The sequence below is a fragment of the Halioxenophilus aromaticivorans genome (assembly GCF_042850945.1).
In the GTDB taxonomy this organism is placed as follows: domain Bacteria; phylum Pseudomonadota; class Gammaproteobacteria; order Pseudomonadales; family Cellvibrionaceae; genus Halioxenophilus; species Halioxenophilus aromaticivorans.
The window spans coordinates 5,021,036-5,047,125 of sequence record NZ_AP031496.1; the positions used below are offsets into that span (position 1 = coordinate 5,021,036).

23 protein-coding genes are annotated in these 26,090 nt (G+C 51.7%); 9 read left to right on the forward strand and 14 right to left on the reverse strand.

Translation table 11 applies throughout. The annotated features are described in order from the left end of the window. Positions 1–22: 22 nt before the first annotated feature. Both ACGHM3_RS21405 and ACGHM3_RS21410 read left to right on the forward strand, forming a co-directional pair. Positions 23–337 (forward strand): cytochrome c, encoded by a 315-nt coding sequence (locus tag ACGHM3_RS21405; RefSeq protein ID WP_345421043.1) that lies wholly within the window; start codon positions 23–25, stop codon positions 335–337. 167 nt (positions 338–504) lie between these two features. Beyond that, positions 505–999, forward strand: a complete 495-nt coding sequence (locus ACGHM3_RS21410; protein ID WP_345421040.1) for a TlpA disulfide reductase family protein — start codon at positions 505–507, stop codon at positions 997–999. A gap of 158 nt (positions 1,000–1,157) precedes the next feature. On the opposite strand, the gene ACGHM3_RS21415 is transcribed toward ACGHM3_RS21410, so the two are convergent. From ACGHM3_RS21415 to ACGHM3_RS21425, 3 genes are read right to left on the reverse strand one after another with little or no spacing between them, the layout of a single operon-like run. Continuing rightward, the gene (locus ACGHM3_RS21415; protein WP_345421037.1) at positions 1,158–1,520 is read right to left on the reverse strand and encodes a DUF2750 domain-containing protein; all 363 of its coding nucleotides are present in this window, start codon (positions 1,518–1,520) and stop codon (positions 1,158–1,160) included. 28 nt (positions 1,521–1,548) lie between these two features. Then, positions 1,549–2,268 carry a SprT family zinc-dependent metalloprotease gene (locus ACGHM3_RS21420; RefSeq protein ID WP_345421035.1) on the reverse strand — a complete coding sequence of 240 codons (720 nt, stop codon included), beginning with the start codon at positions 2,266–2,268 and terminating at the stop codon, positions 1,549–1,551. 3 nt (positions 2,269–2,271) lie between these two features. Further along, on the reverse strand, positions 2,272–2,919 hold the full coding sequence (locus ACGHM3_RS21425; protein WP_345421032.1) for an MBL fold metallo-hydrolase: 648 nt from the start codon (positions 2,917–2,919) through the stop codon (positions 2,272–2,274). Between the two features lie 323 nt (positions 2,920–3,242). On the opposite strand from ACGHM3_RS21425, the gene ACGHM3_RS21430 reads away from it, so the two are divergent. Then, complete coding sequence (locus ACGHM3_RS21430) at positions 3,243–5,432, forward strand: serine/threonine-protein kinase (protein ID WP_345421029.1); 2,190 nt, start codon at positions 3,243–3,245, stop codon at positions 5,430–5,432. A gap of 235 nt (positions 5,433–5,667) precedes the next feature. On the opposite strand, the gene pssA is transcribed toward ACGHM3_RS21430, so the two are convergent. Continuing rightward, the gene (gene pssA / locus ACGHM3_RS21435) at positions 5,668–6,474 is read right to left on the reverse strand and encodes a CDP-diacylglycerol--serine O-phosphatidyltransferase (protein WP_345421026.1); all 807 of its coding nucleotides are present in this window, start codon (positions 6,472–6,474) and stop codon (positions 5,668–5,670) included. 872 nt (positions 6,475–7,346) lie between these two features. Beyond that, the gene (ilvC, locus tag ACGHM3_RS21440) at positions 7,347–8,363 is read right to left on the reverse strand and encodes a ketol-acid reductoisomerase (RefSeq protein ID WP_345421023.1); all 1,017 of its coding nucleotides are present in this window, start codon (positions 8,361–8,363) and stop codon (positions 7,347–7,349) included. A 194-nt stretch (positions 8,364–8,557) separates the two neighbouring features. Here ilvC and ilvY point away from each other — a divergent pair, with 194 nt between their 5' ends. Then, positions 8,558–9,424: an HTH-type transcriptional activator IlvY gene (ilvY, locus tag ACGHM3_RS21445; RefSeq protein WP_345421020.1), complete on the forward strand. Its 867-nt coding sequence runs from the start codon at positions 8,558–8,560 to the stop codon at positions 9,422–9,424. Between the two features lie 52 nt (positions 9,425–9,476). On the opposite strand, the gene ACGHM3_RS21450 is transcribed toward ilvY, so the two are convergent. Then, complete coding sequence (locus ACGHM3_RS21450; RefSeq protein WP_345421016.1) at positions 9,477–10,232, reverse strand: hypothetical protein; 756 nt, start codon at positions 10,230–10,232, stop codon at positions 9,477–9,479. A 973-nt stretch (positions 10,233–11,205) separates the two neighbouring features. On the opposite strand from ACGHM3_RS21450, the gene ACGHM3_RS21455 reads away from it, so the two are divergent. Continuing rightward, positions 11,206–11,520: a hypothetical protein gene (locus ACGHM3_RS21455; protein WP_345421013.1), complete on the forward strand. Its 315-nt coding sequence runs from the start codon at positions 11,206–11,208 to the stop codon at positions 11,518–11,520. Here ACGHM3_RS21455 and ACGHM3_RS21460 read toward each other — a convergent pair whose 3' ends face one another. The 4 genes from ACGHM3_RS21460 to ACGHM3_RS21475 all read right to left on the reverse strand — a co-directional run bounded on the left by ACGHM3_RS21460 (position 11,521) and on the right by ACGHM3_RS21475 (position 14,050). Further along, the gene (locus ACGHM3_RS21460) at positions 11,521–12,288 is read right to left on the reverse strand and encodes a putative metalloprotease CJM1_0395 family protein (protein ID WP_345421010.1); all 768 of its coding nucleotides are present in this window, start codon (positions 12,286–12,288) and stop codon (positions 11,521–11,523) included. A gap of 29 nt (positions 12,289–12,317) precedes the next feature. Then, positions 12,318–12,647, reverse strand: coding sequence for a hypothetical protein (locus ACGHM3_RS21465; RefSeq protein WP_345421004.1), 330 nt, complete (start codon positions 12,645–12,647; stop codon positions 12,318–12,320). Between the two features lie 249 nt (positions 12,648–12,896). Further along, a complete protein-coding gene (locus tag ACGHM3_RS21470) occupies positions 12,897–13,196 on the reverse strand; it encodes a hypothetical protein (protein WP_345421001.1) in 300 nt (99 codons plus the stop codon). A gap of 413 nt (positions 13,197–13,609) precedes the next feature. Continuing rightward, complete coding sequence (locus tag ACGHM3_RS21475; protein WP_345420998.1) at positions 13,610–14,050, reverse strand: VOC family protein; 441 nt, start codon at positions 14,048–14,050, stop codon at positions 13,610–13,612. A 164-nt stretch (positions 14,051–14,214) separates the two neighbouring features. On the opposite strand from ACGHM3_RS21475, the gene ACGHM3_RS21480 reads away from it, so the two are divergent. Together ACGHM3_RS21480 and ACGHM3_RS21485 are read left to right on the forward strand one after the other, a co-directional pair. Next, on the forward strand, positions 14,215–14,919 hold the full coding sequence (locus tag ACGHM3_RS21480; RefSeq protein WP_345420995.1) for an OmpW family outer membrane protein: 705 nt from the start codon (positions 14,215–14,217) through the stop codon (positions 14,917–14,919). Positions 14,920–15,084: 165 nt separating this feature from the next. Continuing rightward, entirely contained in the window at positions 15,085–15,513 is a 429-nt protein-coding gene (locus ACGHM3_RS21485; RefSeq protein ID WP_345420992.1) for a hotdog fold thioesterase, read from the forward strand. Between the two features lie 122 nt (positions 15,514–15,635). On the opposite strand, the gene ACGHM3_RS21490 is transcribed toward ACGHM3_RS21485, so the two are convergent. Both ACGHM3_RS21490 and ACGHM3_RS21495 read right to left on the reverse strand, forming a co-directional pair. After that, positions 15,636–17,129, reverse strand: coding sequence for a M23 family metallopeptidase (locus ACGHM3_RS21490; RefSeq protein ID WP_345420989.1), 1,494 nt, complete (start codon positions 17,127–17,129; stop codon positions 15,636–15,638). A 569-nt stretch (positions 17,130–17,698) separates the two neighbouring features. Next, complete coding sequence (locus ACGHM3_RS21495) at positions 17,699–18,331, reverse strand: Dabb family protein (RefSeq protein ID WP_345420986.1); 633 nt, start codon at positions 18,329–18,331, stop codon at positions 17,699–17,701. A 651-nt stretch (positions 18,332–18,982) separates the two neighbouring features. Here ACGHM3_RS21495 and ACGHM3_RS21500 point away from each other — a divergent pair. Next, entirely contained in the window at positions 18,983–19,369 is a 387-nt protein-coding gene (locus ACGHM3_RS21500; RefSeq protein ID WP_345420983.1) for a hypothetical protein, read from the forward strand. Between the two features lie 285 nt (positions 19,370–19,654). Here the strand turns inward: ACGHM3_RS21500 and ACGHM3_RS21505 are convergent, their stop codons facing one another. Continuing rightward, positions 19,655–21,610 (reverse strand): hypothetical protein, encoded by a 1,956-nt coding sequence (locus tag ACGHM3_RS21505; RefSeq protein WP_345420980.1) that lies wholly within the window; start codon positions 21,608–21,610, stop codon positions 19,655–19,657. 279 nt (positions 21,611–21,889) lie between these two features. Between ACGHM3_RS21505 and ACGHM3_RS21510 the strand changes: the two genes are divergently transcribed. Next, positions 21,890–22,792, forward strand: coding sequence for an aldo/keto reductase (locus ACGHM3_RS21510; RefSeq protein ID WP_345420978.1), 903 nt, complete (start codon positions 21,890–21,892; stop codon positions 22,790–22,792). 28 nt (positions 22,793–22,820) lie between these two features. Here ACGHM3_RS21510 and ACGHM3_RS21515 read toward each other — a convergent pair whose 3' ends face one another. Further along, positions 22,821–26,063: an AAA family ATPase gene (locus ACGHM3_RS21515; RefSeq protein WP_345420975.1), complete on the reverse strand. Its 3,243-nt coding sequence runs from the start codon at positions 26,061–26,063 to the stop codon at positions 22,821–22,823. Positions 26,064–26,090 lie beyond the last annotated feature (27 nt).

Sequence of the window (26,090 nt, forward strand, 5' to 3'; positions counted from 1 at the left end):
TTCCGTGACAGTAGGAAATACTATGAAAAAGCTAGCTTTCAGCGCCCTAATTGGCGCACTTGCCTTCAGTGCCAACAGCTTCGCCGCTGGTGATGCCGCCACCGGAAAAACCAAGGCCGCCATTTGCGCCGCGTGCCATGGTATCGATGGTGTGGCGATTTCTGCCCTGTACCCTAATCTCAAAGGCCAAAACGCTCCCTACTTGGAAGGTGCCATCAAAGCCTACCGTGACGGCCAACGCACCGGCGGCATGGCGGCGCAAATGGCGCCTATGGCACAAGGCTTGTCTGACCAAGATATCGCCGACCTGGCGGCCTATTTCGAAAGCCTTAAGTAGCCCACACCGCTGCACAAGCGCCCAGCACGGGCGCTTGTTGCTAATTTACCCCACCCACCAGCTAAACCCAGTCTAAATTCCGCACTCGTAGCGGCTTCGGAAACCAATCGTTTAATCCGCAGTCGAAAGCCAACACAATAAGCTCCGAATAAATTTGATCCATATTTATGAACGCTTCCTGCACCAAGACTTTGGCACTGCTATTAACGCTGATGGCCTGGACCGCCCAGGCTGCCATGCCGCCACAATCTGGCGATAAAGCGCCGGATTGGATACTCACCAACGCCGAAGGCAAGCCAACTTCCCTATACCGCGATTCAGACGACGCACAGGTGGTGCTGGTATTTTGGGCTTCATGGTGCCCTTTTTGTCTGGATTTAATGCCGCAGCTGGAAGCATTGCAAACCGAATTGGCCGAAAAACCAGTGAAGTTTTTTGCCTTGAATGTGTGGGAAGATGGTGACCCGGTGCAATACCTGGCAACAAAAGCACCGCACCTAAGACTCCTACTAAAGGCGGAAACCGTGGCCCAGCGTTATGGCGTGGTGGGTACTCCGGGGCTGTTTGTCATGGATGAAGAAAAGAACATTACCTACATTCGCCAACGCGGCACCAGCAGCGAAGAAGCTATCACCGCGGTGCGCACTGCACTGGGCTATTAGTTAACACATAAGGTTGGAACACCAGGGGTTGGAACGCCAGGCAATGGAACAAAGAGCCCCAGATCAGGGTACGGAGGCAAGTGTGGGCGAATTTCCAGCGGCGCTATTTCTAGCCGCCCTATTTTTAGCCGCCCTAGGCCGCCGGTCTGCCAGCAAGGTTAATCCAGGGCGGACTCAAAGTCCTCAAGTAGATCTAACGGCTCAACCTCTTGCCCGGCTAATTCGTCGTTCCAATTGATGCCCACCAGCAACTGATCGTCGTGCATGCCCGGCAACCAGTCATCCAAAAACTCTTCCGTGCTCACTGCCACCACCTGGTGCCCCTGCCACTCGTCGACACAGTGGCTCTCGGCGAACTCGGGCTGGGACCAGAATGGCATCACCTGGCTCTGTGGGAAGGTCTCGGAGTCACACAGCGCCCAACCGTCGGGACCTTCCAAGCCCCAAACACAACCCGTGTCGGCGGCATCGGTAATAAAACGGCTATAGTTTTCGTCTAGGTCGTCGCCGAGCGCGCTCATGGCTGTCCTTCAATGTTCAAAAAGTAATTTAAAACCACAAGCAATGGCCGTGATGCTGCAGCCAGGTTTTCGCCGCTTGGTACTCTGGGCAAACCTTACCGACCAGCGACCAAAACCGAAGGCTGTGGTCAAAGTGCTGCAAATGACAGACTTCGTGGGCTACCAGATAGTCGATTACCGGCTCCGGAGCCTGCATGATCAACCAGTTAAATTGCAGGCTACCGTCGTGGGTGCAATGGCCCCAGCGCGAGCGAGTTTTACGCAATTTTATCTGCTGGTAGCGCAAGCCCATCTGCCGAGTAAGCTGTTCGGTCTTGTGCGTGAGCACGGCCATGGCTTGTTGCTGGTACCACTGGCTTAGCAGTCGCTCCAGCTTGGCTTGCGGGTCGCGCACTTTACGCCGAGACACCACCACCCGCAAGCTCTGGTCCTGAATCTCTACTCGATCGACGGCGGCGACACGCACATCCAGGCTGTAGGGTTGGCCACAAAACCACCAACGCGCACCAGGTTCGTAGGTGCGCGGCGGGTAGAGCAGTGCTCGCTGGCGATACAGGGAGAGCTTTTCTTGCACCCAAGCCGCCCGCGCCAACACGAAACGCTGGATATCCCCCTGATGAACGAAGTTGGGGGCACGTACCACCACCTGATCGCCACGCACTTGAATCTCAATGGTTTTACGCCGCGCAGAGCGACGCAAAGTGTAATTAAAGGGCAAATGAGTGGATTTTAGAGACTGGGTCGCCATGGTCTAGCCGAAGTTTTTATCCGCAACGAAAGGATTGGTGTGTTTTTCGTGGCCAAAAGTGGACATCGGGCCATGGCCAGGCACAAAACGCACGTCATCACCCAAGGGCCACAGCTTGCCGCGAATGGATTGCACCAAATCATTAAAGTTACCTCGAGGGAAATCAGTACGTCCCACACTACCGGCAAACAGCAAATCGCCGACAAACGCGATTTGACTGGTTGCCTCGTAAAAAATCACATGGCCAGGGGTGTGGCCAGGACAATGCAGCACGTCGAAGGTAAGGTTACCCAAGGTTAGCTGATCGCCATCATTTAACCATTGGCTAGGTTCAAATACTTCGGCCGGCGGAAAATTCACTTGAGCGGCAAAACGGGGCAAATCTTGCAACCAAAATAGGTCTTCCCGGTGGGGGCCAATGATGGGTACATCAAACTGCCGCGCCAAATCCGGTGATGCGGCCACGTGATCCAAATGGCCATGGGTTAGCCAAATGGCGTGGGGCGTTAGGCCCTCTTCGCTCAGTACAGCCTGGATGCGGTCGATGTCGCCGCCCGGATCCACTAACACGGTCTGTTTGGTCTGGTCACACCACAGCACGCTGCAGTTTTGCTGAAAGGCCGTCACCGGGATAATACGAAATTTAAGCATAGAAACAGGCCCATTCATTTAGGGTTTAAAACCGACGATTTATAGTAGTGGTCACAAGGGACTCAAACCGGGTTATTATAGCGCCCGTGCCAGCTAACAACAGTGGCCTAAACGATACACGCCAACCTGCACTAAAGCGCCCCCTCTATAGAGAAGGCCGTAGGGGCCGCACACTATTGGTGCGTCCAGGCCAGTGACTGGCCACATTTGGCAAGACTTTAATAAATTTGACCTACCCCTTCTGCCCAGCTCGCGTTACGGCGGCCGGCGCGTCAGTCAAATTTGATTGTAATTCACCGATTTAGACCCCAAATTACGCTCTTATGGACTTAGAAATTCCCGGCTACGATATTATTGAGCGCATAGGCAGCGGCGGCATGGCCTCGGTTTACCGTGCCAGCCAGAAAACCTTCCAGCGCGACGTGGCCCTTAAAGTTCTACGCCAGGATTTGGGCAGCGATGAAAAATACAGCGAGCGCTTTGTGCAAGAATCGCAGATTATCGCTAGGCTGCACCATAGCCATATTGTGCAGGTGTACGATGTCGGCCAGTTCAAAAACCTGTTCTATGTGGCCATGGAGTTCCTGAGCGGCCGCAACCTGTCTGAGATGCTGCGCCAGCAGCGCGTGGATCGCAACCGAGCAGTTCGCATTTTTTCGCAAATTGCCTCGGCGCTGGACTATTCACACCAAAAAGGCATTGTTCACCGCGATGTTAAGCCCGACAACATTATGTTTCGTGATGACGGCGCGGCGGTGCTCACCGACTTTGGCATAGCCAAAGACACCGACGCCTCCATGGAGCTGACGCAAACCGGCACCATTATGGGCACCCCCAAGTACATGAGCCCAGAGCAGATACGTGGTGGAACCGTAAGTCCCTCCTCTGATCTGTACAGCATGGGCGTGGTGTTTTTCCAAATGCTCACCGGCAGTGTGCCCTACAGCGGCGCCACCCTAGTGGAGGTTGCGGTTAAGCACCTCAACGAGCCCATCCCTACCCTGGACGATCATCTCAGCCACTTTCAACCGATTATCGACAAAATTTTGGCCAAAAAGCCCGAAGATCGATATCACCGCGGCAAGGAGATCTTGAACGATCTGGCCAAGGTTGAGCACCGGGCGGTGAACGTTTTGTTGGATACCGACGACGAAGAAGATCTGCTGCACGACACCGGCCGCCTAATGGCACCCATTGTTGACGAGGCCGATCTCGACAACCAGGACAGCATCAACAACACGGTTACCAACCACGATGGCGTGACCTTGCTTAGCTTGGAAGGCATGGATCAGGGCATTGACGCCACCACCATTCGTGCAGAATCCCCAGTAACCGGTAAGTACAAGCGAGTCACCACGGCCAGAGCCGCCAGCCATGGCGACAGCAGCACCACAGACCATAGCGAAGATGATACCCTGGTGGCGGAAGCGCCCACGCCTGCGGCCGCCAAGAAAGCGGAACCTGTAACCAGCGCCCCCAGCCGCACTGGCAGTACCAAACGCAATGCCAGCGAAGACCCCATGGACACTACCCACTGGGAGTACCTGCTCGATCAGCCCGAAGCTGGCAGCGAAGCTGAAGCCACCAACGACGCCAAACCTAATTGGACGCTCTACAGCGGTATCGCCATTGCCTTTATGATAGTGGTGGTTGTCGTCGCTTGGATTGCGCCTTCCGTGGGGCCAAGTGAGTTCCCAAATACCCACGATGCACGCTTGAACACAGATGCAACGCAGCCGGCATCGCCAACAGTGGCCGGTAGTGTTCCCCCCCAAAATGAGACCACCAGTGGCGGCAGCAGCGTAGCACCGGCCAATGCCCCAACCAATGCCCTAGCCGAAAGCGCACTGGATGAAACCCGGGTGGTGGAGAATTCCCTGGTGCAAGGGGAAGTAATCAAAAACGAACCAAGTGCTAAACCTGCCGACACGCCCGCAGTAGAGCAGCCCGTGGCAGAGGCCGTTCCAGCAGAGGCCGCATTGGATGCTGAGACCCAGGCCACCATCGCTCAATTACTAGCCGCCGCCCGTACCGACGAGCGCAGTGCTCGCCTTACGCAACCACTGGGTAACAATGCCCTGGTAAAGTATCGCCAGGTGTTGGCGCTGGACGCCGAAAACACCGACGCGCAACTGGGTATTAGCCGAATCGCCGACCACTTTGTGGCCAACGCCGAGCAGTTCCCCAGCAAAGAGAATATGGGTTTGGCGTACTCGGTACTCTCTGACGCCAAAGATGCCAGCCCAGGCAACCCTTACCTGTACCGCATTAATCAGCGCTTAAAAGTGGTGACTGACAGCACCAAGGCCAGCGCCAACCAGGCTGATACCCTCTACAAAAAGCTGCAGGTGCAGGGGCTGTTGCGCAGTGCCGAAATCGACGAGCGTGAAGGCCGCTTAATGGCTCCCGCGCACAACAATGCCGCCGATAAGTATCGCAAGGTACTGGACATTGACCCGAGCAATAAGGTTGCCTCAGAGCGGTTAGCCTCCATAGAACAAGACCAGCCCTAGGCTGGTCTTTGGCCCTGACCCCAAGCTTGGCGGGCTTACTGCCAATAGCCTTCTCTTCACCCTTTTAAGGTTAAGCGCTTGCGATGCTTGGGCCTTATGATCCAGGCTCGACGAAGCTATCTTTTTACGTGTTCTCTTTATTCTCTGAGCCCCGGTTCCTTAAACGCTTACCCTCTAAGCCAATGGCCCCCTATAACTAAGACTTTTACCTAAGACTTTTACCCAGGACCTTTACCTAGGACTTTGGCTTAAGCCTACTGTGAGCCGCTCTGAAGATAGCTTGCAAAGGCCCAGAGGCGGCGTAGAGTATGCCAATCAGCAGCAACACACGCGGCGGGTCTATGGTGATAATGGTAAACAGCAAAACTGTGACGATGATAAATACAAACGGAACTCGGCCTTTAAAATCGATACCCTTCATACTTTGATAACGCACGTTAGAGACCATCAACAAAGCAACCGCCAGAGTCACCATGCCACACAGCAAGCCGATGGCCGGACCAACACCCACCTCATAACCCGTCCACACCATAGTGGCAACAAAACCGGCTGCAGCTGGGCTGGCCAGGCCGGTGAAATAGCGTTTATCCGCCGTGTGCACCTGGGCATTAAAGCGCGCCAGACGCAGCGCCGCACAAGCCACATAGGCAAAGGCAATGGCCCACCCCAACTTACCCAAACCGGTAAGGGCCCAGTTAAACATCAAAATAGACGGCGCTATGCCAAACGACACCAAGTCGGACATGGAATCGTATTGCACGCCAAATTCACTTTGAGTATTGGTGAGCCGTGCAATGCGGCCGTCCAGTCCATCTAAAATACCTGCCACCACGATGGCAATGGCGGCTTGCTCAAAACTGCCTTGGGTAGATGCGATTATGGCGTAAAAGCCAGCAAATAAGGCACCTGTGGTGAATAGGTTCGGCAGTAGGTATACGCCCTTGCGACGTATGCGCTTATCGCCCTCTTGCACTTCTTCTTCGTGTTCATCTACCGGGAGGGATAAATTATTGGTATCCGTGTTATTTTGCGGTTGGGTCACGATTGATCCTGTTGATTCGACTATGGACAACTCGGCACAGTGCTGCCACGCACGAGAACTGGGGGCAATCTTAAGCGAAGCGTGTGCATAAGCAAGAGCTAGCAAGCCTTAGGGCCGGAATCTAGTGCGGATGCCCCCAAAGCACTCAGCCAAAGATCGAGTAGGAGGCGGGATTACTCCCGCCGCCCTCTCACACCACCGGGCATACGGTTGCGTACCACGGCGTTTCCTGTCTCTACACAGACGTGAAGCGAGCTTTGTTCCGTTTTATTATTCGCCTGCCAATCACAAATCACTGCAACATTCATTGGAGTACCGCTGCGCAGAAAAGTTATTGCAAGCCCTCTTACAAGGCATCTGATTAGATTGGTCAGAGAGATAATATGACTATCCGCTCATGACAGCTTCGGCCCTTCAGTTTACGGTGACAGACCTACTATGGCGTCTGCTGACTTCTGTCACTGCATCTGAGCACCTCACTATGCCAGTAGCCAGAGGCACAACGACAGACCTCCCAAGGTAATGCGCGTGACCTTCACACTTATATCTGCCGCATCTACATCCACAGCTTCCGTGTAAGTACTGGGTTTTGAAGATATTGGCCTGCTCACCCGCTGAAGATGCCTTCTATGCGATTCCTGTTCGTCAGGCCAGTGTTTTGCCTTCGGCTTACTTCCGGCCGACGCTCCGGAGATTCCACCTCACGATGGACACCCTTGCCGTTCTGCTAATCGTTCCCCTTACCGGGCCGATAAGTCATCCGACCGCCACCACGCGTATCGGAACAGCGCATACGCGCTAAACGCCATGCCTGGCACACCCCAAAAAAAACGGCCCCGAAGGGCCGCTATGAACAAAACCAATGCCGAAGCTTAGTTTTTGCTCTTATCAATGATTTTCTTGGAGGTAATCCAAGGCATCATGCTGCGCAGTTTCTCACCAACAACTTCAATGCCGTGGGCGGCGTTGTTGCGACGGTGGGCAGTCATTGAAGCGTAGTTAGTCGCCCCTTCGGTGATGAACATTTTGGCGTATTCACCAGACTGAATGCGCTTGAGGGCATTACGCATGGCTTCGCGGGATTGATCGTTGATCACCTCAGTGCCAGTTACGTACTCACCGTACTCGGCATTGTTAGAGATGGAGTAATTCATGTCGGCGATGCCGCCTTCGTACATTAAATCAACAATCAGCTTGAGCTCGTGCAAACACTCGAAGTAAGCCATCTCGGGCGCGTAGCCGGCCTCTACCAGTGTCTCAAAACCGGCTTTAACCAGCTCTACTGCACCGCCACACAATACGGCTTGCTCGCCGAACAGGTCAGTTTCGGTTTCGTCTTTGAAAGTGGTTTCGATGATACCGGTACGACCGCCACCAACGGCAGAGGCGTAGCTCAAAGCAACTTCTTTGGCGCGGCCAGAGGCGTCTTGGAAAATAGCAATCAGATCAGGAATACCGCCGCCGTTAACGAATTCATTACGTACGGTGTGGCCTGGGGCTTTAGGTGCAATCATGATGACGTCTAGGTCAGCGCGAGGAACCACTTGGTTGTAGTGTACAGAGAAGCCATGGGCAAAGGCTAGGGTAGCGCCTTGCTTGATGTTAGGCTCAATCACATCGCGGTACAAAGCGGCATGGTTTTCGTCTGGGGCCAGAATCATAACAACATCAGCACCGGCAACGGCCTCTTCGATACTGGCAACTTTCAAACCGTGGGCCTCAGCTTTAGCCGCTGAAGAAGAGCCCGCACGCAGACCAACGGTAACGCTGGAGCCAGAATCTTGCAGGTTACAGGCGTGGGCGTGACCCTGTGAACCATAACCAATGATGGCAACCTGCTTGCCCTGGATAATGGATAAATCGCAGTCTTTGTCGTAATAAATTTGCATGGTGTACTCTCTCCGATGTTGGTGCTGGCACACTTATGCCCACACCGATGTGATGAAAACCCGCGCAGTGTACGCCGGCATTCAAGTTGCGTAAAATGAAATATTTGAAACCTAATATCCCATCTTACGCAACACCCTCCGGTTTGCTTATCAGGGTTACCACTAAGGGCAAAGGCAATCTAAGGGCAACGACAATGGACGATAAGGCGCTCAAACAATTTGTCACCTTGGCCGAGGTACTGCACTTCGGCAAGGCAGCCGAGCGCTGCCACCTGAGCGCCTCGGCACTTAGCCGCTCTATCCAAGCCTTGGAAGAGGAATTAGGCACCCGCTTATTTGTGCGCGATAACCGCCACGTCAGCCTCACGCGAGAGGGCAAGGTGTTTTGGCAACAGGCCCAACCACTGCTCAACCAATGGCAACAAGTAAAGGACAGCGTTGGTAAGCAAAGCCGAGAGCTGGCGGGCGAATTGAAGATCTATTGCTCGGTCACCGCCAGTTACAGCTTTTTATACGACATACTGCACGAGTTCCGTAAGCGCCAACCCAATATTGAAATCAAACTCAGTACCGGTGACCCAGCCCTGGCCATCAATCGAGTGCGCGAGGGCTTAGAAGACATTGCCATCTCTGCCCGGCCGGAAAAATTGCCCCGAGGCGTTAACTTTACTCGTATACAAACCACGCCTTTATTAATGATTGCCGAGCGCGAGGCAGCGCAACTATACCTACGCAACGCGCGCCACTTCTGGCAGGCCACGCCGATTATTCTGCCCATGGAGGGCCTGGCGAGAGATAAAACCCTAGCTTGGTTTGAACGTAACCGGCTAGACCCGAACATCTACGCTCGGGTGGCGGGCAACGAGGCTATTGTGAGCATGGTGTCGCTGGGCTTTGGCGCCGGCGTGGTGCCGGAGATTGTGTTAGCCAACAGCCCGTTAAAAGACCGGGTGTCGGCGTTGCCCATTAGCAACGCCGTAGGGGATTTTGATGTGGGGTTGTTTGCCCTCAGCAAGCGCTTAAAAGACCCACTAGTGCAAGAATTTTGGCAGAGCCAATAAACCGGCCGGTATAAATTGGCCCAATAACAGCGATTCAACAATAGACAAGGGTTCAGTAATGGAAGGTTACCTGCAAGCCCGCCATATCCAAATCCGACTCCCCGCTGAGCAAGCCACCTTCGACATCGTTGACGCGATGCCAAAACAGCGACATCCCCCAATCCCACCCCACCTTATAGCTGGCCTCCAGACCAAACATCAGCGGCACCTTGGTTTCGTTTTGATCGTATTTACTGACTCTGGTACCAACCGCCAAAGGTAAACCCTGGATAACGTCGTCGGTGATCTCACCGGTGGTAAGCAGCTCGGATTGCGTGCTTAAAAACGCCAAACCCAACTTGGCTTTCAGCGCAAAGCTTTGCGTTACCGGCCAAATAGCTACCCCCATAGCCGAGATACCGCGCAAACGAGTCGTCGTTTTTGCTTCGCCCTCGTAAGAAATCTGGCCGACGAGTTGTTGTTGGGTTTCGGGATTGGAAAAGGTTAACGTAAGACCATCAATACTGCGCGGGCCAGCTTGCTGGTATTTACCGCCGTCGAAAAAATGCGCCTCCACCGCGAAATGCTTGCGAAACTGATAGCCATAGACCAGTTGCCACCCCAGATCATCTTCGGTGCTTTGCGCTAGGCTGATCGCCTCTACGGCGTCAAAATAAGTGCCCACATAGTTATAGGACGGTTTTTCGTACTGGCTATTAAAGCCCCCCACCCCAAAATACATGTGGGTTACCGGTTGCGCCTGTGCCTCGTAGCCCAAAAAGCCCCAAACCACGATACCAATCAACACCACACTAATGATTCGATACATACCTTTCCCCAGGTCAAACGTTTATCACGGCGCCGGCCCGCATTTTGAACAGTCATATTTTTGGCAAATTACCGTTTTATTTTGACGCTTTCTAACCAAAATCAGGGCGCAGACGCTTTGCGCAGGCTAGCGTATTTTGACCAATCGGCACAGTTTTTTGCACAGTTAGTTGTATTTTTAACCGCTGGGGAAAAAAATTCCGCCTCACTGTGGACAATTACCATCGTTTAGGGTTATGCCATGGCCAGTACACGTGCCCCAAGACTGCACACAGCAACAGCAAAAGCCGTTTTTTTAATGTATTCCTATATTTTTCAGTATGTTATAACCACCACCTAAATTGGTTTATTAGGACATCCTTAGATTAGCGTCCGCTACACTTCTTTGTAAACTTTACATTTACTGCACATTTTCTCTGGAAAACCTGTTGAGCATCCTGTGGATAACCCACCGACAACACCGAGTCATCACTCCTTGTATGCGGTGCTCAAAAAAACGCCTACACAGCTGGGCCTAGCCGCACTGCCCCGTCAAAGGCTTGACCCGTATACTGCCCCGTTCGCAGCCTCGGGACTAATTTGGTGCACCCCTGGCTAAAAATACGGCGCGATTACTGCCTAGAGCCTGTTGACACTAATTTGGAGCTTCTGTTGAGTCAGGAAATAGTCCAATCTAGGCGCGAGCCGCGAAGTTTGATGGGCCCAAATAAGCGGTGAGCAACAACGAGTGGACTATTTCCTGGCTCAACCCGAAGGGCTGGGGCCAGCTTCCCGCTCAACGTTGTTGCCAATCGCTCATGTAGGCCCACTACATGTCACTCTTGGCGCCTAGTTGAACGGGAAGCTGACCTCCAGCAGTGGTACCAAATTAGTGTCAACAGGCTCTTGGAAACTTGCGATTCCATCGAGCATGTTATAAATATCAATACACACTCCAAAACCAAGCAGCTCCAGCTGCCACTGCCACCACTACCATGAAGAAACCAAAGACCAAAGCCCAAGTGAGAGCTGAAATAGAAGCTCAAATGACGGACTACCTTCAACGTGGTGGTGAAGTGGCGCAGTTTGCCCGGGGCGAGAGCAGTCTTTCACCCTCGCTGCACCCGTTCAAGGTGCAATCCTCCGATAAGCCTACGGAATCGCGCACATCGGTGCAGGATGCCGTTGCCGCCATAGAAAGCCGACGTAAAACGCACCCCAAGTCAAAGGCCCCCATGAGCAAGAGACCGAAAAAGGTTTTAATAAAGGATGATTTTGGCCAGCCACTGCGCTGGGTTTGGGAAGAGTAACTACACTCGGTTATAGAGCTGGGTGCCCACAGAATTAGCAACGGCGGGGTTGTAGGCCTCGTACAGTCGGAGTTGGGCCCGTGGCTTGGCGGTTTCGCTCTCAGCTGCCGCCTCCTCGTCATCGTTTTGCGCTGTGCGCTCTTGCTTAGCCTCGGCGCGCCGGGCATCGCTCAGCTCACGCAGCTCGGTTTGTGCGTCGGTTTTAATTTGCATAGCGCGGGAAGCCACCGAGCGATCTTGGGCAGAAGGTTCCGCCGGGGCCAACGCCGCACGAATGACTTGATCTGCCTGGCGGATCTTCTGATCAGGATCGCCCTCGCCTTTAGGCAGCCGTATGGGTACCTCACCACCAATGGCGTAGCGTGCTCCGTCGGGGCCGCGCTCGTATTCGTAACTGGCAGCACCGGCATACTGGCCACCCACGGCTTCGTGGGCCTGTTCGTGAGCTCGCACCTCTCGGTCGCGGGCCTTAAGCTGCATTAGGGTAGCCAACTCTTGCTCGGAGAGCTCTTTGCCGGCGACCTTTTTAGTTTTTTCCTCAGGCTTTGCATCTTGGGATTCTTCGCCGGCTATCTCTTCCTCATCGCTTGGCAGCGTATTGGCCGACGACTGGCGCGCATCTCGATCACCCGCTTTACTGTTGTTGGGCGATTCTTTAATGGGGGGCATAGGCGAGGCGTTAACCGGATTGGTTACCTCACTACTGGCGGTGGCAGCAAAAGGCGTTACTGCGTTGCTAAAATTGCTGCTGGCGCTGGGGATGTTCATGGCGCGTGGCGCTCGTTGCCTTAAGGCCGCTAAACGATCTCGTCAATCAGTTTTCCGGCCAGCTCATCGGACACCGACACCACTTCGGCCGACGCATTAAAGAGTAGTTGAGCTTGCCGTTGATTAACGAGTTCTGTGGCGATATCTGCGGTTCTACTTGGGTCGAAATTAACCGAGCCAACATCGCTGTAGGAGGTTGCAATATTTTGCGCCGAATTCAAAATCTGCCCGCCGGCGGACTGCATACCATTCACACCGGTGGTAAAGCTTGCGCTTAAACCGGTATTTGCGGAACCAACATCCGTGCGTGGCCTGGCGCTATTCAAATATGCACTGCTACTGGCTGATGGAATATCCAAAACAATTACCTCTGGTTGCTTCACCCTGAAGTTTAGCCAAGCGGCTATTTTTTCGACAGCGGACTTTAATATCGTTTTAGCGCAAAAAACGCATTTTTATGACAGGTTGAGGATTAATAAAAGCGTGCTGGCGTAACTTTCCGCGCTGCTAATCGAATTCGATGAAGAAAATCATCACCGCGTTAAGTACGACCAACAGTAGGTTAACGGAGTACGTATTTAAACGGCTATCGGCACCAGCCTAAAACATTAGCTGTAACTTTTTAACTGAGAGCTCATTAAGCGGCCACTACTGTTTTGCGCTAAGGCAACGGCACTCAAGCTTTTTAACAATTGGGCTGTGCGCAATGGTTTGGGTAGGGGAATGTAATCTTTATGTACTTTTCTTCGTCCCAGAGTAACGACGTAATCGGCCTGCTCTGCGAGCCGCTGAATTTCGTGTGCATCGGTTATTCTGTCAACATCGATAATGGCGATATCTACCGGGCTGCAACCAGCACCCACCACACGCCATTGGCGATTGGTTTTGGTGGATAGGATTTCGATCATGGTTATCAGCACTATACGATCGTAAGGCGCTAAACCAAACAGTCTTATTGAATTACTCATAGCCAAATAAAAATAAACCCAAGCTTGTCGTCTAAAAATCCGCCGCAAACGGCCACGTAAAATGCATTACGACAAGATTAGTAATTCCGCCCAAAAACTCTATAAATAAATTAATAAAAGCGGGTCAATTAGCCACATCAAAGAAGATTTAAAGAGAAGCTTGGCAAACACTAAAACGAGTGATTTGGCGCTCGTAACGACTTAAAACTATCTTTGACGTCTACTACTAGAATTTATTGGCATGAGAACCTGCCATTGCTAAAAGGCAGGCTAGGCATTTTACGTTTCTGTAATTTTCACGCTAATTGATCTGCATCAACTGAAACTTAAGTTACCAGTGCAAAGCGATCAGGCTACCACTCGCCGGTGTTAGGCATCGATGCCCAGGGTTCTTGCGGGGGTAAATGCTCGCCCTCTTGTAACAGCTCCAATGAGATGTTGTCTGGTGTGCGCACAAATGCCATATGGCCGTCTCTGGGTGGCCGGTTGATGGTGACACCCATGGACTGCAAGTGCTCGCAGGTTTGATAGATGTTTTCAACTCGGTAAGCTAGGTGGCCAAAATTTCGGCCGCCGCTGTATTCTTCTGGGTCCCAGTTGTAGGTTAACTCCAGAGTGGGCGATTTATTTTCTTTGGCAGACTCAACATCGTTAGATGCCGCTAAAAATACCAGCGTAAAACGACCTTTGTCGTTATCGATTCGCGACACCTCCTCCATGTCCAAACCCCGGCAGAAGAAATCCAGAGTTTTGTCTAAATCGGTGACTCGAATCATTGTGTGTAGATAACGCATGGCAGGCCTCGGCTAATTTGTTTTAAATCAATAATCACGTGAATGTTGCGACAGCAAAGCCCGGCCATAAGTTTCACGCCACTGGCGCTTAATCCAGATCAAAAACTCGCGCCAACAGCGCAGTAATCTGCACTCAACCAACAACACAAACGAGAGAGTACCCCATGAAACTGGTTAAAAACGCATTCATCTTCACAGCGGCCGCATCAGCCATCGCCCTGGCGCCCTTGGCCACAGCCTATGAAGCCGGTGACGTTGCTTTACGCCTTGGCGTAACCCAGGTAGCTCCGGATGCTTCCAGTGACAATGTCACATTAGATGGCTCCACTTTAAGCTTGGCCGGCGGCACGTCACAAGTGGATGTAGATTCTAACACCCAGCTGGGTTTAACCCTGGAATATTTTGTTACCGACGCCATTGGCGTTGAACTACTGGCGGCTACGCCGTTTGAACACACCGCCGAAGGCAAAGGAGAATTAGCCGGGCTTGATATAACCGACGCAAAACAACTACCACCCACATTAAGTTTGGTATACCACTTTGGCGGCCTTGGGCAAATTGAACCCTATGTCGGCGTGGGCTTAAACTACACGGTGTTTTTTGATGAAGACATCACCGGCCAAGCCGACACCACACTATCCAGCCTGGGCTTAACCGGCGCCGATGTTAGCTTGGAGGAATCCTTTGGCTACGCCGTACAGGCCGGCGTCGATTTCCATTTGGATGAAAAGTGGTTTATCAACGCCTCAGTGCGCTATATCGATATTTCAACCACGGCAGATATCGACTTTGACAATGGCAGCACCATCAGCGTAGACGTGGATATCGATCCCTTTGTTTACAGCCTATTCGCTGGCTACCGTTTTTAACTGAGCATTGTCTCAACCTCGACCCGGCCCACATTGGGCCGGGCTTTTTTGTTACGCCCACCACCAAGTGCTTACATTTTCGCCTTGTTTTTGGCCATTTTGGCAAACGACTACAGCTGCCAAAGCGTTTACACTGTGGCCTTGAACGTATAGCGGATATTTTGCATGTCAGCACCCATCTGGTTTGGTCAACCCACAATCGACCTTATTAGCCAAATGCAACAAGGCACCATCGACGAACACCTGGGGATTTCCATAACCGAGATTGGCCCGGACTATTTGAAAGGCACCATGCCGGTGGATCGACGGACCTTGCAACCCACCGGACGTTTGCATGGTGGCGCCAACGTGGTACTAGCGGAATCGCTGGGCAGCATCGGCGCTAATATGGTGGTGGATAACAGCCAACGGGTGTGTTTTGGCTTGGACATCAACGCCAACCACGTTCGCGGCGTTAGCCAGGGCGAGGTCACGGGCATCGCCAAGCCGTTGCATATCGGCGCTACTACCCAGGTATGGGAAATCAAAATCTACGACGAAAAAGATCGGCTCAGTTGTATTTCGCGTTTAACCATGGCGGTGGTTAAACGCTAGCAATCTGATCGAGCGTGATCTGTAGGCCATGATTGCATCAATGACACAACGGCTTGGCCGAGATCCCAGCCAAGCCTCGATTCAAACTCTACCGTCTCAGAATGCGCCTTATTAGAAAACGGTTAATGCTGAAACCCAAAAGGTAATAAACCGCAGATCAACCGCGTGCTAGGGCTGAATTCCTTATCGATTTCCGTGCCATTGAGACACTGCATTGTCAGATTGATTGGGTTAATGTCGTCTTTTGAGGCGCTCACTTCCCAGTCTTGCTCCTGATTACAAACTTCGGGGTTCTGATTGCATATCGAATTATTTGACTGCCCAAAAGCGAAATCTAGGCACAAAGATTCTACTTCCTGTCGACTCGCTGACATCACACTAATGTCGATAGACACCACCTCTTCCCCATCAGTCACGTCAATTTCTTCGGATCCCGTTGTAGAGTTAACAGTAATCGAATTGATTCCCCCTGGGCAATTACCTTTAACACTGAGCTGTGTAGTTAAATGTTCCTTAAATACAGACTCTGAATTTGGCTCCAGTACCTGCCAAGAATAATCGCTCACCGGGCTGCCACTGTTTACCGCATCTATCGCCAATGTGATATCTGGTATCGTAACCTGTTGTACTGTTAAGTTTGCTGGGGGTACGAAACCTCCTATCTTTGGATCTGGGCGGATTAAACGGCGCGGAGTAGCCACACTAATAGGTCCGTTCAACTGCACCCAATCTGTTTCTACCACGTTGCGGCCATCCGGTTTCGTAGCAATATCGGCATCTGAAAACCGCATCGGGATACTGTGGCAGTCTTGTTTTATATCACGCAGAGGCACGCTGCACTCCTGCAAATCGACGTGCAAATGTGGTCCGCCCGAACGACCAGAGTTACCAACTCGCCCCAAGAGATCACCTTCTTTTACTTGGGGCCAGGGAAACGGATTTACAGTTTCAGGTATGACACCGAACGCTCCCGACTTGTCTTTAGAATTTGCCATTTCCGTTCGTCCATGACTGCATACGCTTTCAGGAATGGAGCCTTCTCGAAAATGCGCTAAAAGGAACAGGCGGTTTTGAGTCGGAACCCACAAACGCACCATATTACCGCCACCAGGACGTTTACAGGCCACGTTAGGGTTGGCGGGGTTGTTGCCACATCCATCTTCGGCAGGGTCGTCACCATCTAGGGCTACTCGCCAACAACTCAATACAATACCATCGGCTGGAGCATAAACCGGAACATCCCAGATCAGTCTCCGGGCATCGCCTTCCAGACCATCCCTCGCAGGCAATTTACTGGTCCATTTATTAGTACTACTGTTGAAACGAACGCCATTCAAATCCCGTTTGTTACTGCCATTACCGTGCCCCGTGGCCTGCCAATATACATCTTGGGGTAGATCCTGCCCTCTCGAGGGGAATGGATAGCTGATGGCTCCGGGGTTTACATAGTGGGCATCTATGCCTTGGAGAGTTGAGCGCGAAGGCAACTCCGAAGATAAATCTCCACTGGTTCGTATTACTTGAGCGTAGACGTTGGAGGTAACCAGCGCCCCCACCAATGCGACCCCGCATAACACCCATAAACCAGCCATAACCCGTTGTATATGATTCGCCATAACTCGCCACCCACTCATTTTTTTGTCTGTTTATTAGCTCCGACAGACATCTTTTATCGGAGCTACAAATTTACGAAGAAAGTCTAAAATCACTTAAAGTACACTCCAGAGATTTTCAATCTAGTAAATTTGATAAGCGGAGTATTGAGTATTTATACCTATTTTTGCAGCTAAACTAGTCATTCAGCAGCTAGAGCCGCCAGCAATTAGATTATATTCACCGTAGACTAAATTTGGTTATATTCTAAAGCACCCATTTTGAATCTTGGGTAGATAGGAATGATCACCGAACATCATCTAACCCGAAACTACTAATAGCGGCAGCCTAAATTCGATAACTGTAATCGAACAATAAAACCTTCCCTGTATTCCACAGCCATTGGCGTGAAATCTCAAACCTACATTTTCATGTTGGGGCTGGGCTGTAGATGGATAACTTAGAACCCATCCGATTCGAGACAAAAATAAATTACTCGCCACAACTATCGAAAAAATACAAAAGGCTGACCAAAACACTGCGTTTAACCATAAGGCTGGTTAAACACTAGCGTTTGACTGCCTAATGGTAGTTACCAGGCCGTGGCTTGGTCTACGGTTTCTGGGCCGCAAAGCCAATCGCCGGTGATGGAAATCGCAACCTGGGTGCCTTTGGGTACCTCGGTGCCTGGAGCCGGCTCAGTCATCATTATGCGATCTGGTGCCCACACAGAGCCAATAACCTCGTCCACCTCTCCCAGCTCCAACCCGACCTCGGCCAGCATGGCTTTGGCTTGCTCTATACCCTTGCCGCGAATCTCTGGCACGTAGGCCAGTTTTGAATCCGAATGTTGCACCAACACGCGGGCTTTTTCTTTCTCGGCTTCTTCTTTGGCTGCCGCCTCATCGAACGCCGGGCCAAAATAGTCCACCTCCCAATCGAACGAAATCATGTTTTCTAGAATATCTGGCAGGAAAGGTGTCATGCGCAGGTGAGCCCAGTGCGACATATAGCGCTCCATGGCCTCGTAGCTGTCGATATCGCAACAATTGGCAAAGTCAAAATCGCCACTGTGAAAACGCGGCTCTTTTACACACAAACCGTGGCTGTAATCGCGTATTTCTTTATTTAAGTGCGGCAACTTTTTAACTTCTTCTATAAAAGTATCAATGTGCTCTTGCTTGGCATCGGCTTTGAATTTAATCATCACGACATGACGAATCATTGGGCATCTCCTAGTTGGTTATTGTTATCGACGGCGCACCCTATCCCGCTGCACCAAGAAACAATATGCCCCTTTTTGCTCAATTTATAACCTAACCAATCCGATAGCCCAGAAATAGAGCACTCAGACGTGCAGCCAAGCTATTTGTACACTTACGGTGTAATTTTTTTGGCTGTAAAACAGTTCGCTCAAGAGGTTCACGGTAGTTATATCATTGTTGTTTTTTTTGGCGCCAATAATGCCGTGAACAGTTTTCTGCATCGTCCCGACCACGAGTAAAATACTGGCCCGAGGTCCGAGCAAGAAAGCGTTAAAATAACGTGGCTAACTTAAATAATGATGACATTAATTCTGAGGATATTTTCTTCTATTGCTTTACTGCTCTGCCTGCCCTCGTTCGCGCACGAAGGACACCCTAGCGAAAGATGTACTCGTTGGTTCTTAGATACCAATATCAGCCCAAACTCTAAGACCTGTATGCCTTTTTGCACAGCAGCGTCTGTAGGCATGGGCACCTTTAATTGCCCCAACCAATGCGATCATTTTTGCGTGCCACAAAAAGCAAAAATCTGCAACGATGCTCCAACACTTAGAGAATACAGGGAATTCCGGGAGGATGAGGGGCAGTCCTATCTAGATTGGACAGATAACATGTGGGACCCTTTGTCTCGAATGCGCGATGGTATTATAGACAATAACCGAGCAAACCCAGGAATCCCGGCATCGACTATTTGGAATAATCGTGAAGCCATACAAGATATCGTCGAAGGAAACACCTTGGCCGGAAGCGTCGACCTTTGGGCCAACACAGCCTTGGTTCTTCTGCCTGAGGAACATGCAACGGATTTGAAAAATTCAGTGGAGTTAATGATTACAGGAATGGAGTCACTACGACAGGATAACGACCCCACTACCTTTCACCAAGGAGAGGATGGTTTTATGCGCGCTCAAGCCAAATACGCGTTAAGCCAGAGCGGCTGCTCTAGCGATTTAACCAATGATTACAACCTACGGCCATATACGCCAAACCGCGAGTGATACTAGCGCGAGGAAGATCTTCTTATAAAACAGATCCCTTCAGAGAGTGCGTTAGTCCGATTTAATTTATTAGCGTTGAGTTACAGCGGGCTATTGTCACTGTGTTTAGGGTTCGTTACACCTAATTTTTCACAGCGCTAAGCTCAAGCGTTTTTTTACCATTGGCGCGCTGAAAAACTATCAACTTTAAGTTTAGCGAGCATTTATAGCTTTATTATTGACCTGATTTGGCCCGCCAACAGCTAGCGGGACGCCGTGTTACAGCGCCCCACTTCCAACATCACATTAATAACAACCCAAAGTAATCTCTTTGAGGCCCACCAAGGTGTCATCATTGGCCATGCTTTTCATCTCTTGCATGGCGGCGGCGCGGGCCAGGGCTTGCACTTGAATTTGGCATTCGCCCTCCGCCTCACCGGTAACGGCCTCGGCGGCGGCTAGGTATTGTTCTTCTTGGTTGGCCAGTTGCTCTACCAGTTTGGCGCCCACATCTAAGGCCACTTCTTTGGCCAGGGTATCCAGCATGGTGGAGTCCGATGGTAGGTTGGCCACTTTAAAGGGCATAACAAACTCGCCAATCTCAATGCCTTCGGTGCTGGTATCTTCGGCTTTAGATTCTTTGGTGATGGAATCGGGGAAGATGACTTTTTCTGTGCTGGCATCGACCAAGCGATAGCTTAGGGTGAACTTGGCCGCTTTGCGGTGTTCGGTGACGCCCACGGATACATTTTCGTTCTCTTCTCGCTCAATGGTTTGCGCCGGGGCTGCTATTTTTCCACGCTCGGCGGCGCTCAGCTGCAGCCAGCTGTTGTAGGCCGGGTTGGGGACGGTCTCGTGACCCACGGTAACCCGCATGATCTTTTTGCCACGACGCTCGGTGGCGTTAACCTTGGCGTCGATGATGCTGCCAGTAACGAGATAATCCACCACCGGCGGCAGGTTGGTTTGCCGCTTGCGCTCGCGCTCACGCACAGTGGCCTCGTACTGCTGGCGTTCGATAATGCGCACATCAAAGGGGATTTGCTCGAACAGATACTGGGCGATATAGGTGGCCAGCACATCGCTGTAATCCACTTGGCCGCTGCTACTGACAAACTCCGTGGTAGTGATTTTGCGAATGGAGGCCTGCTGTACGCGGGCTTTAATGCCATTAAGCTGGTTTACAAAGTTGGTGTTGTCCGGGTCTATGTCGCCAATCATTAGCAGGTAGCCCAAGGCGGCTTCGTAGTCTTCCGCTTTTACCCGGCGCTGGAATTTTTTGGTGAGCTGGCGCACAAGGGCATCAAAACGAGATGCGGGTATAGGCTCTAGCTGGAATTGCTCGTACATCACCCGGCCTTGATCGTACAGGCGGAAGGAGTCTTTCAGCTGGCTGGCATCCAGTACGGCGGCATCGGCCTTGGCCAAGAAGTAATCAGCCATGGTTTGGGAGGTACCCTCTAATTTGGGCACGACTTTATCGAAGTTGTCAGCTTGGCTGGCGCTGGTGAATACCGCGTAGGCGCTGTCGAGGTCACCTTGGCCGAGGGATTCCAAAAAAGCGTTTTCGAAGGCCCGGGCATCGTAGCTGGCCAACTCGTCGGCTAGATTGCTGTCATCCGGGCGCGCAGCGCGAATCAGAGCGGCTTTCTCTTGCACCTGGGCTATGTAACGACCTTGGGCGCGGGCATCGCGCACGTCGCTCACCAGTTTATCAACGAATTCATCTTTGTGGCCCACCCACTGGTCATCACCACTGAGGCGGTGCAGGTTGTCAAACACGGCCAGCTTTTCGGCATCACTGATGTTTTGGCTGAGCTTTTCAGCCTCAAAGTCCACGTAATCCTTGGTGCGCTTTTTCTCTAAGGAGACGCGATCTAGCACGCGCTGCCACTTTTCGGCAGAGATATCTTCAGCGCCGGTGAGTTGCTCCGCGGTGGCGTCGATAGCGGGAATGGGCAACACACCGGAGTCTTCGCGCTTGGCGGTGTACTCGGCATCTAACTGCAATACGGTCAAATCCACCAAGCGATCTTCAATGATGCCGCGCCGGGCGAACTTATCGGCGTTGGAGGATTCTGATTTACCAGCCAACTGAACGTTGTAATCTTGCAACGCTATGAGCAGTTCTTCGTAATTTTCGTTCTGTTGGATATCGGCATCGCTAAGGGCCGCAATACCGCTTTGTGGCTGGGTAGACCCACCGCAACCTGCCAGTGTTGCCACCAACAATGAGCAGATCAGAATCCGTTTAGTATTCACCTTTCCTTCCTACTGAGTACATACGTGTCAATCATTACCTGGCGAAAGCTACCGCAAAGAGCCTTCATGGTCAAAAAACAGCCAAGCAGCCAATCATTTTAACCTGTTACTGCGGCGGAGTTTAGGGTTTATTGCGGTTATTGTTCAAAGTAGGATAACCAGCCAGAGCCCGCGGCCTGGAAAGCGGGCCGACATACAAAGTATAAGCATTCAAAAACCCGCCAACTCTCAGCAGCGGCGGCCACTAAAAGCAAAGCAACAATTAAAGAGACCCCATCCATGTCCACCCCTGCAAGAATTACCCTATGCCCCAAAGGCCCTGAAATTTCTCGCTTGGTGCAAGGTTACTGGCGCCTGAGTGAATGGCGCATGAGCGACCAAGAACTGCTTACTTTTGTAAAACAGCACGTCGAACTGGGAATTACCACCGTGGACCACGCCGCCATCTATGGCCCACCACCCTGCGAGGCCTTGTTTGGTAAAGCTTTGGCGCTGCAACCCAGCCTACGCGATGAGCTGGAGATTGTCTCCAAATTCGGTATCGTGCCGGGCGATAACCACAAGGTGTGGCACTACGATGCCCGCCCGCATAAGATTGTGGAATCGGTAGACCAGTCCTTGGCCAGACTAGGCGTAGAGTATTTAGATATTTTGTTGGTGCACCGCCCGGATTATCTGCTCAACGCAGATGAGGTTGCGGAGTGTTTTGAGCAGTTAAAACAGGCCGGCAAAGTGAAGCATTTTGGTGTTTCTAACTTTACCAAAGCACAGTTTGAACTGTTGCAATCGCGGCTAAACTTCCCACTGGTCACCAACCAAGTTGAGCTCAACCCCCTCAATTTGCCCCTTCTGGAAAGCGGCGATTTAGAGTTTTTGCAACAGCACCACATTACGCCCATGGCCTGGAGCTGCTTGGCCGGCGGCAGAATTTTTCATGAGCAGAGCGAGCAAATAAACCGCCTACGCACCTGCCTACAGCAAGTTGCTAATGAGACAGGTGCCGGCAGCATAGACGAAGTGGTCTACGCCTGGGTGGCCAAACTGCCCGCCAAGCCCGCGTTGATTGTGGGCTCCGGCAACATTGGCCGTGTGCGAGCAGCGGTAAGCGCGCTGGAACTGGAACTTGGCCAGGAGCAGTGGTACCGCATTTGGGAGGCATCCCAGGGGCATAAGGTTAAGTAGCTGGGTGTCCCCTGCCGCAGATTTGGCCTCACACCACTTTTTGGCAACCGGGGCCGCTTATCTCGCTTTGGCCGCCATGGCGGGGCTTCACTTCAATTTGGCAGGCGATGCGGTTTTTTAGCGCCTCTATGTGTGAAATTACCCCAATAAGCTTGCCCTCTTGGTGTAGGCTGGCCAGGGCATCCAAGGCGGTTTCTAGGGTGTCTTCGTCCAGAGTGCCGAAGCCTTCGTCCAAGAACAGTGAATCTACCCGCACTTTTTGGCTGGCCATACTGGATAGCCCCAAGGCCAGGGTGAGGCTGACGATAAAACTTTCGCCACCGGATAAATTTTTGGTAGAGCGAATTTCACCGGCCTGGTAGTTGTCCACCACATTCAATACCAAGGGCTCTTGCTCATCGCGTATTAGCAAGTAGCGATCGGTCATTTTTTCCAATTGGCGGTTGGCGTGGGCCACCATAATTTCGAAGGTTAGGCCCTGGGCAAAATTGCGGTATTTTTTGCCATCGGAGGAGCCGATTAGATCGTGCAATTGCTGCCAGCGATGGCACTCGTTGGCTTGGGCCTGAATCGCCAGTTGCTTTTGTTGGTTGGAGGCTTTTACCTCGGCGTCCTTTTTTAGGTCGTATTGGCAGGTGTTGATGATTTGCTGAATTTCTTTTAGCCGCTCGGAAAATTCAGCTGCTTCGATTTGCAATTGCTCAGCGGTTTTATCGGTGAGCTCTTTTGCAGTTTCTTCCACCAACCGGCCTTGTCGATCTTTAAGCGTGGTTTGGTGTTGTGTTTTTGCTGTGTCTAATTCTGCGGCTTTCTGAGAGAGCGCTTGCCGCTGTTCGGCGCTTAGTATTGCCGCCAAAAGCGTGGTTTCATCAACAAACCCTTGCGCTTGTAATTGCCGCTCAAAGGCCGTCGTCAACTCGCTGAGCGTGGCGGTTCTTTGTTCGATACTTTCGCCTAAAGATTCCACCAACGATTGTGTTCTGGCCACGACTTGCTGGTGATTATGGTGAGCTAATTGGGCTGCTTGTTCTGTGGTTTCGCAGTACTGTAACTGTGTCTGCAATTGCTGTTGTTCTTGGTCGGGTTGTTTTTCACCAAACAACTCTGTGCGATCATGTTGTTGCTCGCCCAGGCGCTGGCTAATATGGTCTGCTTTGTTTTTTACAGACACCACCTGCGCAGTAAGCGACTGTGCCGTGGCCTCTAGGCTTTTTATGTCGCTGTCTAAGCCGGCGATTTTTTTGTCTAGATCGGACTGTTTATTCAGAGCGGCCTGCCATTGTTCTAGCCGCTGGCGTAATTCGATCAACAGCTGTTCCGGCTGAACGAGATCATCTATGCCTAAGGGCTTAATTGCCGCCAACAGGGATTCGGTTTGCGAATTAATACTACTCGCCAGCTCGTGGGCGTCTTGCTGGTATTGATCGAACTGGTTGGCGCTCACCGCTTTTTGACTATCGGCCACCGCCACCTTAGCCGTGCTTTCGGCATGGGCACTTTGTGCTGATTGCAATTGGGCTTGCTGCCCAGCGATTTGCTCCTGCAATGCTTCTGCTTTGCCAATTATTTGCGACACCTGGCCAATCTGCTGATCAATATCGTTGGCCGCAGGCATATTACCGTGAGCAAAGGGATGTTCGGTGGCGCCACACAACGGGCACTCTTGGCCATCTTGTAACTGTGCCCGGTGTTGCTCTAACGAGGCAATTCTGTCTAGGAAGGATTTTTTTTCAATTAAGTTATCGCGTTGGGTACGGTATTCTCGCAATAAACTCCCAGCCAGCAAATCATCCAATTGTTGCTGCGTATCTGCCACCGCGGCCAGGCATTCATCGATGGCTTTTTGCTTTATTTCGGTTTCTTGTTCGGCTTTTGTAAACGCATCTTGGGCGGCTTTTAAAGCCGCCTTAGCGCTTTGTATTTGATTTTGCTTTTGCGCCTGCTGAGTTTTCAATTGTTGCAGCTGAGCGAACTGCGATTCTAACCCCGCTAAATTGGCCACCAGCCATTCGTCTTGCTGGTGAGAGTTTATGTAGGCTTGGGTTTCGTTTAAGCTACCACTGGCAGCTTTGCGCTTTGTCTGCAAGCTGTGTATTGCATCCTTGTTGGTTTGTATCCTCCCTCCAAGCTCACTCTGAGCCTCGGACTGTTCACCCAAAGCGTGATTTAGATCGCTAATGGCTTGGTCCAACAAGCGTACTTTTTGCCACAGCGGCTCTTGGCTTTTTAGTATTTCTTTGGTTTGTTGTGTCTCCCCTTGCGAGCGCTGCCAAGCAGCACTTAGTGGCTCAAGCTCGTCCGCCAATTGCGTTAGCTTGTTTTGGTTTTGCAGCAGCGCCGCCGCGTCCCGCTCTTGCTGAAGCCGCGTGGCTTTAAGCGTTGCATAGGGTCCATCCAAGGTTGCGGCCTGCTGCGCTCGTTGCAGCGTTTCACGGCTTGTCTGGAACGCCACCAAGGCTAGTTGATTGGCTTTTACCGCCTCGTCAATTTGGTGTATTTCTGCTTGCAGCTGTTCAATGCCGCTTAACCAAGCCTGGCTTAGGGCTGTGGTTTCCAGCTGTTTGGTTAGTGTTGCCTCTTGAGTTTGGCTGGCAGCCAAGGTATTCCGCAGTTCGGCTTCTTGCTCCGCGCTGAGCATGGCCTTCTCAGATATTTGAGCCCGCAGCAGCTCTAATTGCTTTGCTTCTTCGCTGTTGCGTTTGTGCACTAGCAAGGAGATATCGGTGTAAATTTCCGTACCGGTAATTTGCTCTAAAATTTTGGATTTTTCTTCTATACCCGCTTTTAAAAAGGTATCAAAACCACCCTGAGCCAATAAAATGGATCGGGTAAAGCGATCGAAATCCATACCGGTTTTTTCAATCACCACGGCCAGGGTTTTACTGCGGGCGGTTTCTATGGGCTTGCCGCTGTCGGCCTCGGATATTTCATGTTCTTGATCTTGCAGCTTGCCGTCGGCTTTTTTGCGCGCCCTGCGGTGCTCCCATTTACAGCGAAAGCGCCCGGCCTGGGATTGAAACACCACCTCGGCCATGCAATCACCGCTGTTGCGCGACATAATATCGTTACCGCTTTTAGTAATGCGGCCAAGGCGTGGCGTTGCGCCGTATAGCGCCAAACAGATGGCATCCAGTATGGTAGATTTCCCCGCGCCGGTGGGGCCAGTGAGAGCAAATATACCATTGGTGGTAAATTCACTGTGGCTAAAATCGATGTGCCAATCGCCGTACAAGGAGTTTAAGTTGCGCAGGCGCAATTCTAGAATTTTCACGGGGTGGGTAGTTCCTATAGCCGCTGG

What these genes read in the sequence shown, in the direction of transcription:
- ACGHM3_RS21430 (WP_345421029.1), top strand. Translation starts at nt 3,243, where the DNA reads ATGGACTTAGAAATTCCCGGCTACGATATTATTGAGCGCATAGGCAGC.
- ACGHM3_RS21425 (WP_345421032.1), bottom strand. Translation starts at nt 2,919, where the DNA reads ATGCTTAAATTTCGTATTATCCCGGTGACGGCCTTTCAGCAAAACTGC.
- ACGHM3_RS21450 (WP_345421016.1), bottom strand. Translation starts at nt 10,232, where the DNA reads ATGTATCGAATCATTAGTGTGGTGTTGATTGGTATCGTGGTTTGGGGC.
- ACGHM3_RS21500 (WP_345420983.1), top strand. Translation starts at nt 18,983, where the DNA reads ATGTGGGACCCTTTGTCTCGAATGCGCGATGGTATTATAGACAATAAC.
- ACGHM3_RS21480 (WP_345420995.1), top strand. Translation starts at nt 14,215, where the DNA reads ATGAAACTGGTTAAAAACGCATTCATCTTCACAGCGGCCGCATCAGCC.
- ACGHM3_RS21460 (WP_345421010.1), bottom strand. Translation starts at nt 12,288, where the DNA reads ATGAACATCCCCAGCGCCAGCAGCAATTTTAGCAACGCAGTAACGCCT.
- ACGHM3_RS21490 (WP_345420989.1), bottom strand. Translation starts at nt 17,129, where the DNA reads ATGGCGAATCATATACAACGGGTTATGGCTGGTTTATGGGTGTTATGC.
- ilvY (WP_345421020.1), top strand. Translation starts at nt 8,558, where the DNA reads ATGGACGATAAGGCGCTCAAACAATTTGTCACCTTGGCCGAGGTACTG.
- ACGHM3_RS21410 (WP_345421040.1), top strand. Translation starts at nt 505, where the DNA reads ATGAACGCTTCCTGCACCAAGACTTTGGCACTGCTATTAACGCTGATG.
- ACGHM3_RS21510 (WP_345420978.1), top strand. Translation starts at nt 21,890, where the DNA reads ATGTCCACCCCTGCAAGAATTACCCTATGCCCCAAAGGCCCTGAAATT.
- ACGHM3_RS21420 (WP_345421035.1), bottom strand. Translation starts at nt 2,268, where the DNA reads ATGGCGACCCAGTCTCTAAAATCCACTCATTTGCCCTTTAATTACACT.
- ACGHM3_RS21485 (WP_345420992.1), top strand. Translation starts at nt 15,085, where the DNA reads ATGTCAGCACCCATCTGGTTTGGTCAACCCACAATCGACCTTATTAGC.
- ACGHM3_RS21415 (WP_345421037.1), bottom strand. Translation starts at nt 1,520, where the DNA reads ATGAGCGCGCTCGGCGACGACCTAGACGAAAACTATAGCCGTTTTATT.
- ilvC (WP_345421023.1), bottom strand. Translation starts at nt 8,363, where the DNA reads ATGCAAATTTATTACGACAAAGACTGCGATTTATCCATTATCCAGGGC.
- ACGHM3_RS21470 (WP_345421001.1), bottom strand. Translation starts at nt 13,196, where the DNA reads ATGATCGAAATCCTATCCACCAAAACCAATCGCCAATGGCGTGTGGTG.
- ACGHM3_RS21495 (WP_345420986.1), bottom strand. Translation starts at nt 18,331, where the DNA reads ATGATTCGTCATGTCGTGATGATTAAATTCAAAGCCGATGCCAAGCAA.
- ACGHM3_RS21455 (WP_345421013.1), top strand. Translation starts at nt 11,206, where the DNA reads ATGAAGAAACCAAAGACCAAAGCCCAAGTGAGAGCTGAAATAGAAGCT.
- ACGHM3_RS21405 (WP_345421043.1), top strand. Translation starts at nt 23, where the DNA reads ATGAAAAAGCTAGCTTTCAGCGCCCTAATTGGCGCACTTGCCTTCAGT.
- ACGHM3_RS21475 (WP_345420998.1), bottom strand. Translation starts at nt 14,050, where the DNA reads ATGCGTTATCTACACACAATGATTCGAGTCACCGATTTAGACAAAACT.